This is a genomic window from Paraburkholderia sejongensis (assembly GCF_020880815.1).
GTDB lineage: Bacteria > Pseudomonadota > Gammaproteobacteria > Burkholderiales > Burkholderiaceae > Paraburkholderia > Paraburkholderia sejongensis.
This window is the reverse complement of sequence record NZ_JAJITD010000017.1, coordinates 40,678-59,223: the sequence shown is the minus strand read 5'-3', so window position 1 is coordinate 59,223 and position 18,546 is coordinate 40,678. Positions and strand designations below refer to the sequence as shown.

Below are 18,546 nucleotides of genomic sequence, written 5' to 3'. Positions count from 1 at the left end.
CCGCTAGCTGAAGGCACAGTCGCAAATGCAACGCCCGCGGACGAAAGTTCGCGGGCGTTTGTGTTTGCGCGGCACTCCAGGGCACGATAGCGGAACCGTTCCTTCACGCGTTCGCCGCGCGCTGCCATGGCTGCTGCCGATACTCCCACCGTGATCCCGCGCCGCTCGGCGCTCAGCCGGATGATTCGCGCGGTGAGCTCGCCCTATTACCGCTATCGCCACGCGAAGGTGCTGCACAGCCTGCGGGTCGGCCTCGCGATGCTGTTCTCGATTCTCGCGACCACCGGCATCGACATTCCGCACGGCATCTGGTCGTCGGTGACGCTGCTGGTCGTGATCGGCGGCCTCCAGCATCACGGAAATATCCGCCAGAAAGCGGCCGAGCGCGCGGCCGGCACGCTGCTCGGCGCGGCGATCGGACTCGTGCTGATCATGCAGCAGAACATGATCGGCTCGTTGCCGCTCACCTTCGTGCTGGAGGCGATCATCGCGGGGATCTGCGCATGGTTCGCGATCGGCAAGGCGGGTTATGTCGGACTGCTGACCGCGATCACGATGTGCATCGTCGCCGGTCACGGCGACAACCTGATCGACGTCGGGCTGTGGCGCACTTTCAATGTGCTGATCGGCATCGTGATCGCGCTGGGCTTCTCGTTCGCGTTTCCGTTGCACGCGACGTATTCGTGGCGCTACGGGCTCGCGACCAATCTGCGCGAATGCGCGGGCATCTACGCGCGGCTGCTCGACGGCGAGACGATCGGCGAGGAAGAGCAGGTCCGGCATTTCGTCGCGATCAACAAGCGGCTCGTGCAGTTGCGCGGATTGATGCCGTCGGTCGCGAAGGAAATCGGCGTGCCGCTGACCCGGCTCGAGGAGATCCAGCGGCTGCATCGCTCGGTGCTCAGTTCGCTCGAACTGCTCGCGACCGGTCCGCTGATGCACGCCGACGCCGCCGCGCGTGCCGCGTACGCCGCGCACTGCGGCAACGAGGTGCGCGCGGTGCGGGCGATTCTGCTGTCGATGGCGCGCGCGTTGCGCTTCGGTCACACGACCAACGCGGGCATTCCAGCCGCGGCGCCGCTGGTCGACGCGCCGGGCGGGGCGGCGGGGTTGCCGCCCGAATGGCAGGGGCCGTACTGGCTCGGCCAGCGGCTCGCGGAACAGGTGGACCGGCTGCGCGCGCTGTTGCTCGAGACCGAGCCGAACTGGGATATCGAAGGGCATACGCGCGGTTCGCGGAGCGACGCGAAGACCGCGCGACGGTAAACGGCGAACGACCCTGAACCGTGAGGTTCAGGGTCGTTCGGTTTTGCGCAGCGGGCTCGGCTGGAGCGCGGATCGGCGCTCGATCACCGCTCCATCAGCGCGCGCGGCTCAGCTTCTCGACGCAGGCTTTCAACGCAGCGAGTCGATCAGCTTTTCGAGCTTTACCGCATCGGCGGCGAACGTGCGGATCCCTTCGGCGAGCTTCTCGGTCGCCATCGCATCGTCGTTGACGAGGAAGCGGAACGACTTTTCGTCGACCGGCACGCGTTCGAGGTCCGCTTCCTGCGCCATGTCGCCCGACAGCTTGCGCTCGACCGTCTCGTTGCTGTCGTGCAGCTTCTGCAGCAGGTCCGGGCTGATGGTCAGCAGATCGCAGCCGGCCAGTTCGAGGATCTGCGAAGTGGTGCGGAAACTCGCGCCCATCACCTCGGTCTTGTAGCCGAACTTCTTGTAGTACGCGTAGATGCGGCGCACCGACTTGACGCCCGGGTCGTTCGCGCCGCCGTCCTTCGCTTCGTCCCACGCGCTGCCGGCGCTCTTCTTGTACCAGTCGTAGATCCGGCCGACGAACGGCGAGATCAGTTGCGCGCCCGCTTCCGCGCAGGCGGCCGCCTGGGCGAGCGAGAACAGCAGCGTCATGTTGCAGCGGATGCCTTCCTTCTGCAGCACCTCGGCCGCGCGCACGCCTTCCCAGGTGGAAGCGAGCTTGATCAGCACGCGCTCACGCTCGATGCCGTGGTCCTTGTACAGCGCGATCAGCTCGCGGCCCTTCGCGACCGAGCCTTCGATGTCGAACGACAGGCGCGCGTCGACTTCGGTCGAGACCCGCCCCGGGATGATCTTGAGGATTTCGGTGCCGAACGCGATCAGCAACTGGTCGATGATCGCACCGACCGGTTTCGACGCGTGCGCCTTGACGGTTTTTTCGAGCAGCGGCCGGTAGTCGTCTTTTTGCACGGCCTTCAGAATCAGCGACGGATTGGTGGTCGCGTCCTGCGGCTTGTAGGCCGCGAGCTGCTGGAAGTCGCCGGTGTCGGCGACCACGGTGGTGTATTGCTTGAGTTGATCGAGTGCGGTTGTCATGTTCGGGCCTTCAGGGCGCCTGTGCGCCGTGGTTCAGGGGAAATGAGGACGCCGCCGCGTCGCCCGGTGGAGCGGCGCGGCGGCCGCGAGTCAAGCCGCAGCGCGTTCCGCGAGGGGCGGCGATGCGCTGCCGGATGTATCTATTCTATGGCGGATCGCCGGCAACGGTATGAACAGCGGATAGCGACAACCGATATGGACCCCGCCAGGCGGCGCTTCGTTCACGCGCGCCGCGCATTGAGGATCAGTTGCGTGAGCACACCGGCGACGAGCCCCCAGAACGCCGAGCCGATCGACAGCAGCGTCAGTCCCGACGCGGTCACCATGAAGGTGACGAGCGCCGCTTCGCGCTGGCGCGTGTCCTGCATCGCGTTCGCAAGTCCGCTCATGATCGAGCCGAACAGCGCGAGCGCGGCGACCGACACCACCAGCGCCTTCGGCAATGCGGCGAACAGCGCGGCGATGGTCGCGCCGAACACGCCGGCGAGCAGATAGAAAATGCCGCCCCACACCGCCGCGGTGTAGCGGCGGCGCGGATTTTGGTGCGCTTCCGGGCCGGTGCAGATCGCCGCGGTGATCGCCGCCAGATTGACGCCGTGCGAGCCGAACGGCGCGAGCAGCAGCGACGCGAGGCCGGTCGTCGCGATCAGCGGCGCGGACGGGGTCTGGTAGCCGTCGGCGCGCAGCACCGCGATGCCGGGCACGTTCTGCGACGCCATCGCGACGACGAACAGCGGAATCCCGATGCTCACGACCGCGGCCGCCGAGAACGCCGGCATCGTGAACACCGGATGCGCGAGCGCGACGTGAAAGTGGCTGAAATCGAGCAGTCCGAGCGCGCCGGCGGCCGCCGTGCCGACCACCAGCGTCGTCACGATCGCATAGCGCGGCGACAGCCGTTTGACGATCAGGTAGGTGAAGAACATCGTCAGCACGAGCGCGCTCTGGTACTGCGCGGCGCGGAAAATCTCGATGCCGATTTCGAACAGGATCCCGGCGAGCAGCGCCGACGCGAGGCCGGCCGGAATTTTTTTCATCAGCGTGTCGAACCAGCCGGTCACGCCGACCAGCGTGAGCAGCACCGCGCAGACGATGAACGCGCCGATCGCCTGCGCATACTCGACATGCGCGAGCGACGACACCAGCAGCGCCGCGCCCGGCGTCGACCACGCGATCACGATCGGCGCGCGAAAGCGCAGCGACAGTCCGATCGAGCAGAAACCCATGCCCATCGACAGCGCCCAGATCCACGACGAAATCTGCGCATCGGTGAGGTGCGCGGCCTGGCCGGCCTGGAACATCAGCACCAGCGAACTGGTGTAGCCGGTCATCATCGCGACGAAGCCGGCGACGATCGTCGATAGCGAGGTATCGGCGAGCGGGTTGAAGCGCCCAGGCGGCGTGGTGGCGGGGGACAGCTGGGGCGAAGGGGGCGAGCTCATGCGGATGCTTTTCTTATGGCCTGTTGCTTGTTATCGGAGGTGAAGCGGTGAGGTGGTGAGGCGGTAAAGCGGTGAGTCGATAAAGCGGCGCGGGGCGCCGAGCGGCGCCGTTACTTGCTCAGCACGCGCATGGCAGTCTCGAGGCCCGCTAGCGTGAGCGGATACATCCGGTGGCCGAGCACTTCGCGAATCGCGCTGACCGACTGGCGGTACGGCCACAGCGCCTCGGGCTCGGGGTTCAGCCACGCGAAATGCGGGAAATGATCGGCGAGCCGGCGCAGCCACACCGCGCCGGCCTCGGCGTTGTTGTACTCGACCGAGCCGCCGGGCTGCAGCACTTCATAAGGACTCATGGTCGCGTCGCCGACGAAGATCAGCTTGTAGTCGGGCGTGAACTTGTGCAGCACGTCCCACGTCGGCGTGCGTTCGGCGTGCCGGCGCCGATTGTTCTTCCACAGGAAGTCGTACACGCAGTTGTGGAAATAGTAGAACTCGAGGTGCTTGAACTCGGCCTTGGCGGCGGAGAACAGCTCCTCGGTGCGTTTCACGTGATCGTCCATCGAGCCGCCGACATCCAGCAGCATCAGCACTTTCACGTTGTTGTGCCGCTCGGGCACCATCTTCAGATCGAGCCAGCCGGCGTTCGCCGCGGTGCTGCGGATCGTGTCGGGCAGATCGAGCTCCTCGGCCGCGCCTTCGCGCGCGAAGCGGCGCAGCCGCCGCAGCGCGACCTTGATGTTGCGGGTGCCGATCTCGACCTGGTCGTCGTAGTCGCGATACGCGCGCGCTTCCCAGACCTTGACCGCGGTGCGGTTGCCGGCCGCGTCGCCGCCGATGCGCACGCCTTCCGGGTTATAGCCGCCGTTGCCGAACGGCGACGTGCCGCCGGTGCCGATCCATTTGTTGCCGCCTTCGTGGCGCTCCTTCTGTTCGTCGAACAGTTCCTTCAGGCGCTCCATCAGCTTGTCGAGGCCGCCCATCGCCTCGATCTGCGCTTTCTCTTCCGGCGACAGATCGCGTTGCAGTTTCTTCTTCAGCCAGTCGAGCGGCACCTCGAACGCGAGTTCCGAGCTCTGCGCGACGCCGTTGAAATACGCGCCGAACGCCTGGTCGAACTTGTCGAAGTACTGCTCGTCCTTCACGAGCGTGATGCGCGCGAGGTAGTAGAACTCGTCGAGCGACGGCGCGATCACGTTCGCCTTCAGCGCTTCGAGCAGCGTCAGGTATTCCTTCACCGACACCGGCAGTTTGGCGGCGCGCAGCGAGTAGAAGAAGTCGATCAGCATGCTGGGTGTCCTTGCGGCGGCCGGGCTCGGCCGCGCAGTCGGGTCAGGGCGGGGTGCCCGCTCAACGGTTGTTGCGGTTCATGAACAGCAGCCGTTCGAACAGGCTCACGTCCTGTTCGTTCTTCAGCAGCGCGCCGTGCAGCGGCGGCACGATCTGCTTCTGGTCGGCCGAGCGCAACGCTTCGGGCGGGATGTCTTCGGCGAGCAGCAGCTTGAGCCAGTCGAGCAGTTCCGAGGTGGACGGCTTCTTTTTCAGGCCCGCGACGTTACGCAGTTCGAAGAAACTTTGCAGCGCGGCGGCCAGCAGTTCCTTCTTGATGCCGGGATAGTGCACCTCGACGATCTGCTGCATCGTCTGCGGATCGGGAAACCTGATGTAGTGGAAGAAGCAGCGGCGCAGGAACGCGTCGGGCAGTTCCTTCTCGTTGTTCGACGTGATGATCACGAGCGGCCGATGCTTCGCGCGCACCAGTTCGTGCGTCTCGTACACGTAGAACTCCATGCGGTCGAGTTCGCGCAGCAGGTCGTTCGGAAATTCGATGTCGGCCTTGTCGATCTCGTCGATCAGCAGCACGGTTTGCTGGTCGGCCTCGAACGCCTGCCACAGCACGCCCTTGACGATGTAGTTGGCGATGTCCTTGACGCGCTCGTCGCCGAGCTGCGAGTCGCGCAGACGCGAGACCGCATCGTATTCGTACAGCCCCTGTTGCGCCTTGGTGGTCGACTTGATGTGCCACTGCAGCAGCGGCATGCCGAGCGCGGCGGCCACTTCCTCCGCGAGCATGGTCTTGCCGGTGCCGGGTTCGCCCTTGATCAGCAGCGGGCGCTTGAGCGTCATCGCGGCGTTGACCGCGAGCTTGAGGTCGTCGGTGGCGACGTACTGCGATGAGCCTTCGAAACGCATGGCGAGGTGCTCTTTTTTGGGAAAAAACCCAGTATAAGTCAGAAGACCTGTTGGCCTGAAACCGGCTCGCGTATGGTGTGAGCCGGGTTGCGCGGCACCCGGGAGCGGCTGCCTGATACAGGTCCGGCAGGCCCGCCCGGCGTGCGCTCAGCCCCGCCGGATAAGGCGCTGCGGCCTGCCGTGGCGGGCGTTGCGCGGCCCCCGCGGCTGGTGGACGTGCGTCGTGGCGTCGCGGTACAATGAGCCCGATTTTTTTGGCCTGCGTGGCTACCCTACAAGAAGAACGGCACGGACCGCGCTTTTCTGGGCGCCCGTTTCCCCTCAAGCCAGGTTACATCTATGAATAAATTCGTCGGCAAACACGTCGTGATCGCAGCGCTGGCGGTGCTCGCGGGCTATGCGGCCAGTGCGCAGGCAGCGGATGTCGTGGGCAACGCGAAGGCGGGCCAGGGCAAGGTCGCGATGTGTATCGGCTGCCACGGCATCCCCGAATATCGCACCGCGTATCCCGAGGTGTTCCGTGTGCCGAAGATCGGCGGCCAGAACCAGGCGTACCTCGAGAACGCACTGCACGCGTACAAGAAGGGCGACCGCCACTTCGACACGATGCATGCGATCGCGGTGTCGCTGTCGGATCAGGACATTGCCGACATCGCCGCGTACTACGCAGCGCAAACTGCCGCTTCGAAAAACAATCCCGACAAGTGATCGGCGTCGGTCACCAGCACATCAAATTCTCGGGATAGGAGATTCCATGATCAAGCCCCAACAGGCACTCCACACGGTATTCAAGGCTGCCTGCGCGTCGGCGGCCGTGCTCGGTCTGGTTGCAGCGAACGGCGCCCACGCGGCTGACGCTTCCAACGGCAAGGTGCTCTCCGACAGCCACAACTGCGCGGCCTGCCACGGCGTGAACCTGAACAAGCCGGTCAGCCCCGAGTATCCGAAGCTCGCCGGCCAGCATTCCGACTACGTGTTCTTCGCGCTGCGCCAATATCAGATGGGCCTCGGCAATCCGCACTTCGGCCGCAACAACGCGATCATGCAGGCCCAGGTGCAGAGCCTGTCGCTGAGCGATATGAAGGACATCGCCGCTTACATCGAATCGCTCCAAGGCGATCTGGTGCAGAAGAAGTAAGCCTTCGACCTCGCGCGCGTTGCGCGAGCGAAGCGGCTGCAAACGAAACACCCCGCCTCGGCGGGGTGTTTTGCTTTTGGGGCGGGGTTGGCGGCGCGCGTTCGCGCGTTCTTCAGTCGCGCGTCGCGCGTCGTTCGATCCGTTGCAGATAGGCATCGGTATCGGGCGGCATGCCGGTGCGTTGCGCTTCCCAGATGGTTTCGCCGAGGCAATCCATGATCGCGTGCTGCGCGTCGTGGCTCGAACCCATGCGCGCGGCCAGCCGCTCGTGCGCGGCGCGGATGCCGGGCGGCTGATCGATCGACAACTGCTCGGAGATCGCCAGATGCATCGACAGATGCAGAAACGGGTTGGTCTGGCCGCGTTCCGGCGAATAGTCCTGCGCCTGCGCGGCCGGGCCGTCGGACAGGTCCGCGTGATATTCCGGATGTTCGACGATCCAGTCGGCGGCGATCGCTTCGAGCGGCGTCAGGATTTCGCCGTTGCGCTGCTTGCGCCAGGTGTCGATGAAAAATTGGCGGACTTCGTCGCGGCTGGGATTGAACATCGTGGAACCGGTGGGTGTAGGGAATGGGGTGCCGGGTTGCGCGTGTGGCGCGTGTGGCTGTGGGGCCGGCGCGGCGCGCGAAAGCGACATTTTACGCCGCGGCGTTAGGGGCTGCTGGCGCTGGTGTGTGCTCTGTTGTTGGCGCTGGCATTGGCGTTGGTGTTGACGCTGGCGTTGGCCTCGAAGCGCGCGCCGTGCCGCCGCCAGGCTCGCTCACAGCTCGGGCGGCGGCGTTTTCGGCCGGAACTCGCACAGCGGCTCGATCACGCAATGCCAGCATTCGGGCCGGCGCGCCTTGCACACGTAGCGCCCATGCAGGATCAACCAGTGGTGCGCATCCTGCTTGAACTCGGCGGGCGTGAATTTCTCCAGCGCCGCCTCGACCGCGCGCACGTCCTTGCCCGGCGCGAGCCCGGTGCGGTTGGCGACGCGGAAGATATGCGTGTCGACCGCGATGGTCGGATGGCCGAACGCGGTATTCAGGATCACGTTGGCGGTTTTGCGGCCGACGCCCGGCAGACTTTCGAGCGCCTCGCGATCCTCCGGCACCTCGCCGCCGTACTGGTCGAGCAGGATCCGGCAGGTCGCGATCACGTTCTTGGCCTTGGTGCGATACAGGCCGATCGTCTTGATGTAGTCGGCCACGCCCGCTTCGCCGAGCTCGACGATCTTCTGCGGCGTGTTCGCGACCGGGAACATCTTGCGCATTGCCTTGTTGACCGACACGTCGGTCGCCTGCGCCGACAGCAGCACCGCGATCAGCAGTTCGAACGGCGTCGTGTACGCGAGCTCGGTGGTCGGATGCGGATTCAGGCTCTGAAGCGTTTCGTAGATGGCGCGGCGTTTGTTCGCGTTCATGCGGAGCGTGTCGGTGGCGGTTAAGGCGTGGCGCGCGGGCGGAGCTAGCGCGGGGTCGACGGCTTCGGAGGTTGGCGCGGCTCGGGCGGCTGCGCGGGTTCGCCGGTGTTGGCGTTGCCGTCGTTGCTGTCGTTGCTGTCTTTGCCGGCGACGCCGAGCCGGCGCCGGCGTGCTTCCGCGGCGTCGATCTGCGCCTGCACGTCGGCGCTGACGTTGGCGGTGTTCTGCGGACCCTGGCCTTTCGCGGCCATTTCTTCTTTTTTCTGGCGGGCGCGTTCGAGCGCGGCCTGGATGATCGCGCGTTTCTTCGCTTCGGCGTCGTTCACCGCCGGGGCGGCAGGCGTCTGCGCCGAGGCGGACGTAGCGGACGCGTCGGCAGCCGCATCGGCCGCTTCCGGCGCTGGCGCCGTGCTCGCGGCGCGCCGCGCAGCCGCACGCGCTTCGGCCGCGTCGCGTTCGCGCGCGAGACGCGCTGTGCGCCGGTCGTGGCGCTTGCGCGCGGCGTCGGCCTGGCTCTGGCTCCACGCGGCCCAACCGGTCGCTTCGCCGGTAACGGCCGGGGTGGCGATGCAATCGACCGGGCAGGGCGGCACGCACAGATCGCAGCCGGTACACAGTTCGGCGATGACCGTGTGCATCTGTTTCGGTGCGCCAACTATCGCGTCGACCGGACACGCCTGCATGCACAGCGTGCAGCCGATACACACCTGTTCGTCGATAACCGCCAGCGGTCGCGGACGTTCGACGCCATTGGCGCCATTGAGCGGTATCACCGGTTTGCCGAGCAGCGCGGCCAGACGCGCGATGCCTTCGGCACCGCCGGGCGGGCACTGGTTATAGTTCGCGTCGCCAGTAGCGACGGCTTCGGCATAGGGACGGCATGCGGGATAACCGCACTTCGTGCATTGCGTTTGGGGCAGCAGATCTTCGATGCGATCCGCGAGTGTTTTGACGTCTGTCACGGTTACGGCGCGGGGTTTGCCATGCTGATGCACGGCCTGAACTAAATAGCACATTATCGCCGATTTCCCCAATTGCCATTCGCAATCCATGTGCCATAATCGAAGCGCTTTTTTCGAAAGACCGCAGAAAAGGGTGTGTTCCCCAACCATGACGCGCCCGTCAACGCCGCCAAAAAAAGGCTCAGGAGAGAGGCCGGCGGCGCGATCCGGATAACGCGGCTCACGAAGACGATGCCACCATGAATCAGCCGAAAATCAAAAGAGATCCTGAAGGCACGAGGCGCCGAATTTTGCTTGCGGCGGCCGAAGAGTTTGCAAATGGTGGACTATTCGGCGCACGCGTCGATCAGATCGCCCGCCGCGCGGAAACCAATGAACGCATGCTGTATTACTACTTCGGTAGTAAGGAGCAGCTATTCACGGCGGTACTCGAGCATGCATTCAGCGCACTCAACGAAGCGGAACGCACGCTCGAACTGAACGGCGTCGCGCCCGTCGAGGCGGTTACGCGGCTCGCCCATTTCGTATGGGACTACTACCGCGACCATCCCGAACTGCTCAGGCTGATCAATAACGAGAATCTGCACGAAGCACGCTACATGCAGAAGTCCACGCGCATCCGCGAAATGATCTCGCCGATCGTCGCGACGCTCGGTGGCATTCTCGAACGCGGTCAGCGCGCCGGACTGTTTCGCCAGAACGTCGACCCGTTGCGCTTTTACGTGACGCTGTCGGGGATGGGCTACTACATCGTGTCGAACCGTTTTACGCTCGAAGCGACGCTCGGCCGCGATTTCAGCAGCGCCGCCGAACGCAGCGAAGTGATCCAGATGAATACCGAGTTGCTGCTCGCGTACCTGTTGCGCAAGTAGCGGCCGGCTCGCATCGTCTGCCGCGCCTCTGCCGCGGCAGACAATCAGTATCACGAACCAAGCACCAAAAAAAAACCGACGGCCTCCGTAGAGGCCGTCGGTTTTTTTCATGCTTGCCGGTCAGACGTTCAGGCTTCGACTTTTTCCTTCGTCGTCCTTGTCGTCTTGTTATGCTCGAGGATGAAGTCGCGCAGCTGCGGATAAATAATGGTGCGCCAGCGGCGGCCGGAGAAGATCCCGTAGTGACCGCATTTTTCCGCGGTGAAGTGACGTTTGTTCTTCGCCGGAATGCCGCTGCACAGTTCATGCGCCGCGAAGGTCTGGCCGTCGCCGGAAATGTCGTCGAGTTCGCCTTCGATCGTAAACAGCGCGGTCGTCTTGATGTCCTGCGGCCGCACGCGTTCGCCGGCCACGTCCCACGTGCCTTCGGCGAGGCGGAATTCCTGGAACACCACGCGGATCGTGTCGAGGTAATAGTCGGCGTCCATGTCGAGCACCGCGTTGTACTCGTCATAGAAGCGGCGATGCGCTTCGGCGTCGTCTTCGTCGCCGCGCAGCAGACTTTGGTAGAAGTCCCAGTGCGATGCGGCGTGACGCTCCGGATTCATCGCGACGAACCCGGTGTGCTGCAGGAAGCCCGGATATACCTTGCGACCGACGCCCGGATAGTTCGGCGGCACCGTGAAGATCACGTTGTTTTCGAACCACTCGTACGAGTGCTGGGTGGCCAGCGAATTGACCGAGGTCGGGCTCTTACGGGCGTCGATCGGGCCGCCCATCATCGTCATGGTGCGCGGGGTATCTTCACCGCGGCTTGCCAGCAGCGAGATGGCCGCGAGCACCGGCACCGTGGGCTGGCACACCGAGATCACGTGCAGATTCTTCGCGCCGATATGGCGGATGAAGTCCTGGATGTACGCGATGTAGTCATCCAGGCGGAATTCGCCGGCTTCGAGCGGCACCATGCGCGCGTCGATCCAGTCGGTGATGTAGACCTTGTGGTCCTGAAGCAACGTGCGCACGGTGTCGCGCAGCAGCGTGGCGTGGTGTCCGGACAACGGTGCGCACACCAGCACGACCGGCTCGTCTTTCAATTGGTTGACAGCGTCGCTGTCGTCGGCGAAACGCTTGAAACGCATCAGACGGCAGAACGGTTTCTCCACGATGGTCTGCTCGACGATCGGGATGTTATGACCATCCTTAACGATCTGATGGATGTTGAACTCAGGTTTCTCGTAGTCCTTGCCGAGCCGGTAGAGCAATTCGTAACCGGCGGACAGGCGGGTGGCGCCCGGCACATAGGCCAGCGGACTGGCCGGATTCGCGAATGACTTCGACGCTGCCTGCGCCCAGGCGGTGAGGGGGCTCAACATCGCCCGCTGGAATTCATGCAATTGATAGAGCATGGGTGCTCCGTATAAAGCGGTTCGCATTGGGCTTCGCAAACACGCACGATGCGTTGCGGCGGGCCATTTTTGGTTGTTGGCACATATGTTTTAGGCCGACAGTCGGGACGATGATATCGAACAAAGCAATTTTGTGCAACGCAACAATTTCCGCATTCAGTGTACGCAAACTGTCATCGGCTCATGCTAGTGGCGATGTTGCTGCGCCGCTATCAGGGCTTGCCTGAACCTCAAGTTCCGCTGCACGGCTGCCGTTATGCGGCGGCTGGCCGGTCGCCTGCGCCATTTCCTCCTCGTGCTTCATCAGGTTCAGTCCGGTATGCACCAGCGCGACGTGCGAGAACGCCTGCGGGAAGTTGCCGACCTGGCGCTTTTCGACCGGGTCGTATTCCTCGGCCAGCAGGCCGACGTCGTTGCACAGCGCGAGCAGGCGCTCGTACATCTCGGTCGCCTCCTTCACGCGACCTTGCAGCGCGAGGTTGTCCACCATCCAGAACGAACACGCAAGAAAGGTGCCTTCCCCCGGCGGCAGACCGTCGTCGAACTCGGTGGTGCGGTAGCGCATCACGAAACCGTCGTGCATCAGATTCTGTTCGATCGCGGCGACGGTGCCCTTGATGCGCGGATCCTTCGGCGGCAGGAAGCCGAGCAGCGGCATCAGCAGTACGCTCGCGTCGAGCTGGTCGCTGCCGTACGACTGCGCGAACGCGTTCAGATCCGGGTTCCACGCCTTGTCGCAGACTTGCGCGTGAATCGTGTCGCGGATCTCGCGCCAGTCGTCGAGCGGGCCGTCGAGTTTGAACATTTCGGCCGAGCGGATCGCGCGGTCGTACGCGACCCACGCCATCACCTTCGAGAACGTGAAGTGCTGGCGCCCGCCGCGGGTTTCCCAGATGCCTTCGTCGGGCTCGCGCCAGATCGTCGCGAGGTGCTTGAGCATCGCGCACTGCACGCTCCACGCGGTGTTGTCCGCCTGCAGCCCGCCGACCCGCGCCAGATGCAGCGCGTTCATCACTTCGCCGTAGACGTCGAGCTGGCGCTGGCCGACCGCGTTGTTGCCGATCCGCACCGGCTTCGAGTCCTGATAGCCGGGCAGCCAGTCGATCTCCGATTCGGGCAGGCGCCGCTCGCCGGCGATTCCGTACATGATCTGCAACTGATCGGGCGCGCCGGCCATCACCCGGCCGAGCCAGCTGCGCCACGCGCGCGCTTCGTCGTAGTAGCCGCCGCGCATCATCGCGAGCAGCGTGATGGTCGCGTCGCGCAGCCAGCAGTAGCGGTAGTCCCAGTTGCGCGAGCCGCCGATCTTTTCCGGCAGCGAGGTGGTCGGCGCCGCGACGATGCCGCCGGTCGGCTCGTAGGCGAGCGCGCGGAGCGTGATCAGCGAGCGCTGGATCTGCGCGGCCCAGCGGCCCTTGACCGTGCTGCGCGCCGACCATTCGAGCCAATGGGTCTCGGTGCGCGCGAGCGCGGTGTGCGGATCGCGCGCCGGCGGAATGCGCAGATGCGACTGCGCGTACGCGAGCGAGAACGGCACGCGCTCGCCCGCGGTGACGGTGAAGTCGGCGACCGTCTTCATGTCCTCGCCGCGCAGCTCGACCGGCGTGCGCAGCACCGCGTTGTCGGGGCCGACGATCGCCTTGATGCCGCTGTCGTTCCTGAGCTTGTCGACCCACGGAATCGAAAAGCCGTAGTCGAAGCGCAGCACCAGCTCCATTTTCATGCGCACGGTGCCGCGCTTGCCGACGACGATCCGCACCATCTCCGACCAGCCGTTGCCGGGCGGCATGAAGTCGATCAGCGTGACTGCGCCTTCTGGCGTTTCGAAATCGGTTTCGAGGATCAGCGTTTCGCCGCGATAACGGCGCGTGACGGTCGGCGCGGTGTCGGTGGCGGGGGTCAGCAGCCAGCGGCCATTCGCGGGCGTGCCGAGCAGCGCGGCGAAGCACGCGGCGGAGTCGAAGCGCGGCCAGCACAGCCAGTCGACCGAACCTTCGCGGGAGATGAGCGCGGCCGTGTGGCCGTCGCCGATGAGTGCATAGTCTTCGATGAGTGCAGGCATGGAAAACGTGTCGTAGAGCGAGTCGTTATTACGGATATTCAGGACTGCTGCGTCCTTGATGGACGTTATTACCGGAACATCATCTGCTTTGTCTGGTTCACCGCACACTACGGCAAAACGCGAGTTGGAAAACGTCAAATCCGTGCTTACAATCAAACTTCATGCCGATACCCGGTGCTCGCCGGGCTGCGAATCGGCCTTGCTCATGGCGCATGCAGACGCCGTTTCCGAGGACGAAAGCTATGCTGAACCCTTCGAAATCAGATTGCATCACGATTCTCTCGGCCGCCAGCCAACTCAGCGAGGATTCCTTGTTGTCTCTCGATCATGACCGGCTCGGTTTGAGCCGCAACTGCATGCTCGCCACCGCGTCGTTTCTGATCGAACGTGCATGTTTCCGGCGCTATTGGGCAGACCACGGCCATTATGCCGTCGGCCCCCTGTCGTTGCAGGGACGCCTGCGGCTCGACCAGCTCGTGAACGGCTAAATCAACGGTTGTCCTGAAGATTCGCTGACGGCTCGTCGGCGTTGCTCCGGCGTTGCTCCGGCGTTTCCGCGCTGCGTCGCCCGGCTTCTACCGCGCGACGCGGCGCAGCCATTCGCGCCCGCTACGCGCCGCGTGTATCCCACCTCTGCGTGGCGAGGCCACGCGTTCACCTGCGCGTCATACACATGACATGAGCCCGGTTTGCGGCCCGTCGCGCAGGCGCGCGCGCAGCGGTTGCAAGCCTTGCTCCCGCTCGCGCGCCGCGCATCGTCATAGATGCGACGAGCCCACCCCGAAGATTCCGATGATGCCGATGATGATCAGATAGAGCGCGACGATGTAGTTCAGCAGGCGCGGCATGATCAGGATCAGAATGCCGGCGATCAGCGAAACGAGCGGGCCCAGGCTCAGAGTGACGTTCATGGAGACTCCCTAGGTGAAGCGCGTAACACGCGATTAAAAAACGGTCCCGCGACGCGGAACCGGAAAGCTGCCGGCGCGGCCCTTCAGGCAAGCGGCCGCGCGGTCAGTCATACAACGGCTCGGGCAACCGGACGGATTGGCTGCATGCGCCGACGTAACGCTCTTATACTGGCTCCCACAAATAACAACGCACCATCACGTTTCGATGCGCGGCAGACCAGACACCGTTTACACCCATTGCACCGTTTGCAACCGACAATCGATGTCGAGGAGGTCTCATGCTTCGTAGTCGCCGTGCCGCCGGGCGGTTTGCCGCGCGCCCCGTTTCGAGCCCACTTTCTGCTTCTGCTTCTGCTTCTGTTTCTGCTTCTGCGCCCGTTTCCGCCTTTGCTGCCATCCCACGTTGCGAGCCCGAGGTTCAGCGGACTCGCGCGCAGCGCCGCGCGCCGGTGCGTGCCGCCAGCACGATGATAAAAGGTTTCATGCTGATGGTCTCGATGGTCGCCGCGCACGCCTATGCGCAAGATTCCGGCCCGGTCCCGGCCGATGGCGTCTATACGATGCTGATCGGCACGTACACCAGCGGCAAGAGCGAGGGCATTTATGTCTATCGCTTCGATACGAAGAGCGGCGCGGCGACGCCGGTGTCGGTCGCGAAGACGGTCAATCCGTCGTTTCTGGTGGTGAGCCCCGACCGGCACTTCGTTTATTCGGTGAACGAACTGCCCGGCGACGACGGTCCGGCCACGCAGCGTGGCGGCGTCAGCGCATTCGGCTTCGATCCGGCGCGCGGGCAACTGACGTTTCTGAACAAGGTGTCGTCCGATGGCAATGATCCGGCGCATCTGAGCCTTTCGCCGGACGGCAAATATCTGCTGGCCGCGAACTACTCGGTCGCCGCCGATCCGGGCGGCAGCTTCGCGGTGTTCCCGCTGCAGGGCGACGGTCAGGTCGGCACGTCGGTGCAGACCGTGCATCACGAGGGCAGCGGTCCGGTGAAGGGGCGCCAGGACGGCTCGCATGTGCATTCGACGGTGTTCTCGCCGGACGGCCGCTACATGTTTGCGCAGGACCTCGGCGCCGACAAGCTGTACTCGTACCGCTATACGCCGCAAAGCGGCGGCGCGCCGTTCGCGGCGACCGATTGGGCGTACACGCAGATGAAGGCCGGCACCGGCCCGCGCCATCTGATCTTCGACAAGGACGGCCGGCACGCTTACCTGACCAGCGAACTCACGGCGACGGTCAGCAGCTTCGACTATCAGGACGGCAAACTGAAGCTCGTGCAGACCTTGCCGCTGAGCCCGGCCGGCTTCAAGGGCAAGGTGGGGGCGGCGGCGATCCATCTGTCGCCGGACGGGCGCTTCCTGTACGCGTCCAATCGCGGCGACGCGAACGAGATCGTGATCTTCTCGATCGATGCGTCCAATGGACATCTGAAGCAGATCGGCCGCCAGTCGACGCTCGGCAAGTCGCCGCGCGAGTTTGCGATCGATCCGACCGGCAACTGGCTGATCGTCGGCAATCAGCTGAGCGACACCGTGTATGTGTTCAAGCGCGATCCGCACAGCGGCTTGCTCGATCCGACGCCGAAGCAGCATTTCGATCTCGGCGCGCCGGTCGATTTCAAGCTGGTGTCGCCGGCGTGATAGATGGCGCGCGGCGGCTTTGGTAGCGACGCGCGCGGGCAATAAAAAAACGGACCGCTCACGAGGTGAGACGGTCCGTTTTTTTTGCGGCCGGCGATCGGCTGGCGATTGGCCGACACCCGCCGCTTACTCCGCCGGCCCCGGCGCCAGCACTTCGCGGCTGCCGTTGATGCTCATCGCCGACACCAGCCCGGCCGTTTCCATCTGTTCGACCAGCCGCGCCGCGCGGTTATAGCCGATGCGCAACTGCCGCTGCACCGACGAAATCGACGCGCGCCGCGTCCGCACGACGAACGCAACCGCTTCGTCGTACAGCGGATCGGCTTCCGCATCCGGCGATTCGCCGAACAGGTCCTGGGCGGCGCCGCCATCGCTGGCGGGGCCGTCCAGAATGCCTTCCTCGTACTGCGGCTCGCCGAACTGCTTCAGGTATTCGACGATCGCATGCACTTCCTCGTCGGCGACGAACGCGCCGTGCACGCGCTGCGGGTAGCCGGTGCCCGGCGGCAGGAACAGCATGTCGCCCTGACCGAGCAGCGATTCGGCGCCCATCTGGTCGAGAATCGTGCGCGAGTCGATCTTCGACGACACCTGGAACGCGACCCGGGTCGGAATGTTTGCCTTGATCAGGCCTGTGATCACGTCGACCGAGGGCCGCTGGGTCGCCAGGATCAGGTGGATGCCGGCCGCGCGCGCCTTCTGCGCGAGGCGCGCGATCAGCTCCTCGATCTTCTTGCCCGCGACCATCATCAGGTCGGCGAGCTCGTCGATCACGACGACGATCAGCGGCAGCGGCGCGAGCGGCTCGGGCGCATCGGGCGTCAGCGAGAACGGGTTGCCGAGCTTCTTGCCCTTGGCCTCGGTGTCGCGGATCTTCTGGTTGAAGCCCGCGAGGTTGCGCACGCCGACCGCCGACATCAGCCGATAGCGCTTCTCCATTTCGCCGACGCACCAGTTCAGCGCGTTGGCGGCGAGCTTCATGTCGGTGACGACCGGCGCGAGCAGGTGCGGAATTCCTTCGTACACCGACAGTTCGAGCATCTTCGGGTCGATCATGATCAGGCGCACTTCCTCGGGCGTCGCCTTGAACAGCAGCGAGCAGATCATCGCGTTGATCGCGACCGACTTGCCCGAACCGGTCGTGCCGGCGACCAGCATGTGCGGCGCCTTGGCGAGATCGGCGACGACCGGATGACCAGTGATGTCCTTGCCCATCGCGAGGGTCAGCTGCGAATGCGAGTTCTGGTAGACGCTCGCCTCGAGGATTTCCGACAGCCGGATCGTCTGCCGCTTCGCATTCGGCAGTTCGAGACCCATGCAGGTTTTGCCCGGGATCGTCTCGACCACGCGGATCGACGTGAGGCCGAGACCGCGCGACAGGTCCTTCATCAGGCCGACGATCTGGCTGCCGCGCACGCCGAGCGCGGGCTCGACTTCGAAGCGCGTGATCACCGGACCGGCCGATGCGCCGACCACCGTCACCGGCACCTTGAATTCCTGCAGGCGCTGCTCGATCAGCAGGCCGGTTTCGATCAGCTTGTCCTCGGAGACCGGCTCGACGTCGGTGTCGGCGCGGGCGAGCAGATCGAGCGTCGGCAGTTCGACCATCGACGCGGCCGGCGCGTGGAATTCGAAGCCGTTGACCGGCGCGTGGCCGCGCAGGGGCGCGCGGGGAGCGGGTGGTTCGGTGGGGGCGGACGCCGGGGCTTCGGTGAGTGCCGGAACTGTCGGTTGGCCGGGCTGTTGGCCGAGCGGTTCGCCGGGCGGTTGAGTCGCCGGGTTGGCCGGATCGGCAGGCGGTACCGCCGGCGCTCCAGTGAGCGCCGCGCTCGCGGCTTGGCCGACCGCTTGGGTCAGTGGCGTCGATGGTGCGGCGGGCAGCGCCGTCGGCGATTCGATAATCGGTGAGGCGGCGGCTTGGCCTACCGGATAAACCAGCGGCGTCGACGCTGTTGCAATTGTCGGAGCTGTCGGCGCGAACGATGCTGCGTTCAGTCCGGCGGAGTGGGCAGCAGGTGTGTCGTGTGCCGCCGGGGCCGGTTGGAGCGGCGCTGCGGCTGCTTCGTTCGCTGTCGGAGCGCCGCTTTCGACACGTGGCGCGAGCGGGGCGGAGACGGGCGGGTCGATATCGGTCGTCGGGGCGACCGAAGCAGGCTGCGC

At 64.9% G+C, this 18,546-nt stretch carries 16 protein-coding genes and 1 pseudogene; 6 read left to right on the top strand and 11 right to left on the bottom strand.

Annotation, left to right across the window (positions count from 1 at the left end):
- The first annotated feature begins 126 nt into the window (after positions 1-126).
- The gene (locus LJ656_RS27235; RefSeq protein WP_230512635.1) at positions 127-1,266 is read left to right on the top strand and encodes an FUSC family protein; all 1,140 of its coding nucleotides are present in this window, start codon (positions 127-129) and stop codon (positions 1,264-1,266) included.
- Between the two features lie 129 nt (positions 1,267-1,395).
- Here the strand turns inward: LJ656_RS27235 and tal are convergent, their stop codons facing one another.
- From tal to LJ656_RS27215, 4 genes are all read right to left on the bottom strand, one after another.
- Positions 1,396-2,349 (bottom strand): transaldolase, encoded by a 954-nt coding sequence (gene tal, locus LJ656_RS27230; protein ID WP_230512634.1) that lies wholly within the window; start codon positions 2,347-2,349, stop codon positions 1,396-1,398.
- A gap of 221 nt (positions 2,350-2,570) precedes the next feature.
- Positions 2,571-3,791, bottom strand: a complete 1,221-nt coding sequence (locus tag LJ656_RS27225) for a benzoate/H(+) symporter BenE family transporter (RefSeq protein WP_230512633.1) — start codon at positions 3,789-3,791, stop codon at positions 2,571-2,573.
- A 110-nt stretch (positions 3,792-3,901) separates the two neighbouring features.
- Positions 3,902-5,077, bottom strand: coding sequence for a vWA domain-containing protein (locus tag LJ656_RS27220; protein ID WP_230512632.1), 1,176 nt, complete (start codon positions 5,075-5,077; stop codon positions 3,902-3,904).
- Between the two features lie 61 nt (positions 5,078-5,138).
- Positions 5,139-5,981, bottom strand: coding sequence for an AAA family ATPase (locus LJ656_RS27215; RefSeq protein WP_075296245.1), 843 nt, complete (start codon positions 5,979-5,981; stop codon positions 5,139-5,141).
- A gap of 339 nt (positions 5,982-6,320) precedes the next feature.
- Here LJ656_RS27215 and LJ656_RS27210 point away from each other — a divergent pair, with 339 nt between their 5' ends.
- Positions 6,321-6,689 (top strand): c-type cytochrome, encoded by a 369-nt coding sequence (locus tag LJ656_RS27210; RefSeq protein WP_230512631.1) that lies wholly within the window; start codon positions 6,321-6,323, stop codon positions 6,687-6,689.
- 46 nt (positions 6,690-6,735) lie between these two features.
- Entirely contained in the window at positions 6,736-7,119 is a 384-nt protein-coding gene (locus LJ656_RS27205) for a c-type cytochrome (protein ID WP_230512630.1), read from the top strand.
- Positions 7,120-7,231: 112 nt separating this feature from the next.
- On the opposite strand, the gene LJ656_RS27200 is transcribed toward LJ656_RS27205, so the two are convergent.
- The 3 genes from LJ656_RS27200 to rsxB form a co-directional block, all read right to left on the bottom strand.
- The gene (locus LJ656_RS27200) at positions 7,232-7,666 is read right to left on the bottom strand and encodes a DUF1841 family protein (protein WP_230512629.1); all 435 of its coding nucleotides are present in this window, start codon (positions 7,664-7,666) and stop codon (positions 7,232-7,234) included.
- A gap of 213 nt (positions 7,667-7,879) precedes the next feature.
- Complete coding sequence (gene nth, locus LJ656_RS27195; RefSeq protein WP_230512628.1) at positions 7,880-8,524, bottom strand: endonuclease III; 645 nt, start codon at positions 8,522-8,524, stop codon at positions 7,880-7,882.
- A 44-nt stretch (positions 8,525-8,568) separates the two neighbouring features.
- Positions 8,569-9,540, bottom strand: coding sequence for an electron transport complex subunit RsxB (gene rsxB, locus LJ656_RS27190; RefSeq protein ID WP_230512627.1), 972 nt, complete (start codon positions 9,538-9,540; stop codon positions 8,569-8,571).
- 185 nt (positions 9,541-9,725) lie between these two features.
- Between rsxB and LJ656_RS27185 the strand changes: the two genes are divergently transcribed.
- Positions 9,726-10,358 (top strand): TetR/AcrR family transcriptional regulator, encoded by a 633-nt coding sequence (locus LJ656_RS27185; protein ID WP_075296257.1) that lies wholly within the window; start codon positions 9,726-9,728, stop codon positions 10,356-10,358.
- 128 nt (positions 10,359-10,486) lie between these two features.
- Here the strand turns inward: LJ656_RS27185 and LJ656_RS27180 are convergent, their stop codons facing one another.
- The gene (locus LJ656_RS27180) at positions 10,487-11,764 is read right to left on the bottom strand and encodes a polyhydroxyalkanoate depolymerase (RefSeq protein WP_230512626.1); all 1,278 of its coding nucleotides are present in this window, start codon (positions 11,762-11,764) and stop codon (positions 10,487-10,489) included.
- A 181-nt stretch (positions 11,765-11,945) separates the two neighbouring features.
- Positions 11,946-13,826 (bottom strand): glycoside hydrolase family 15 protein, encoded by a 1,881-nt coding sequence (locus LJ656_RS27175; protein WP_230512625.1) that lies wholly within the window; start codon positions 13,824-13,826, stop codon positions 11,946-11,948.
- Between the two features lie 242 nt (positions 13,827-14,068).
- Between LJ656_RS27175 and LJ656_RS27170 the strand changes: the two genes are divergently transcribed.
- Positions 14,069-14,314 carry a hypothetical protein gene (locus tag LJ656_RS27170; protein ID WP_230512624.1) on the top strand — a complete coding sequence of 82 codons (246 nt, stop codon included), beginning with the start codon at positions 14,069-14,071 and terminating at the stop codon, positions 14,312-14,314.
- A gap of 270 nt (positions 14,315-14,584) precedes the next feature.
- Here the strand turns inward: LJ656_RS27170 and LJ656_RS27165 are convergent, their stop codons facing one another.
- The gene (locus LJ656_RS27165) at positions 14,585-14,737 is read right to left on the bottom strand and encodes a DUF3096 domain-containing protein (RefSeq protein ID WP_013088853.1); all 153 of its coding nucleotides are present in this window, start codon (positions 14,735-14,737) and stop codon (positions 14,585-14,587) included.
- Positions 14,738-15,204: 467 nt separating this feature from the next.
- Here LJ656_RS27165 and LJ656_RS27160 point away from each other — a divergent pair, with 467 nt between their 5' ends.
- Positions 15,205-16,386, top strand: coding sequence for a lactonase family protein (locus LJ656_RS27160; protein ID WP_230512623.1), 1,182 nt, complete (start codon positions 15,205-15,207; stop codon positions 16,384-16,386).
- A gap of 126 nt (positions 16,387-16,512) precedes the next feature.
- On the opposite strand, the pseudogene LJ656_RS35140 reads toward LJ656_RS27160, so the two are convergent.
- Positions 16,513-18,057: pseudogene (locus tag LJ656_RS35140) on the bottom strand (DNA translocase FtsK); the annotation flags it as partial.
- Between the last annotated feature and the right edge of the window lie 489 nt (positions 18,058-18,546).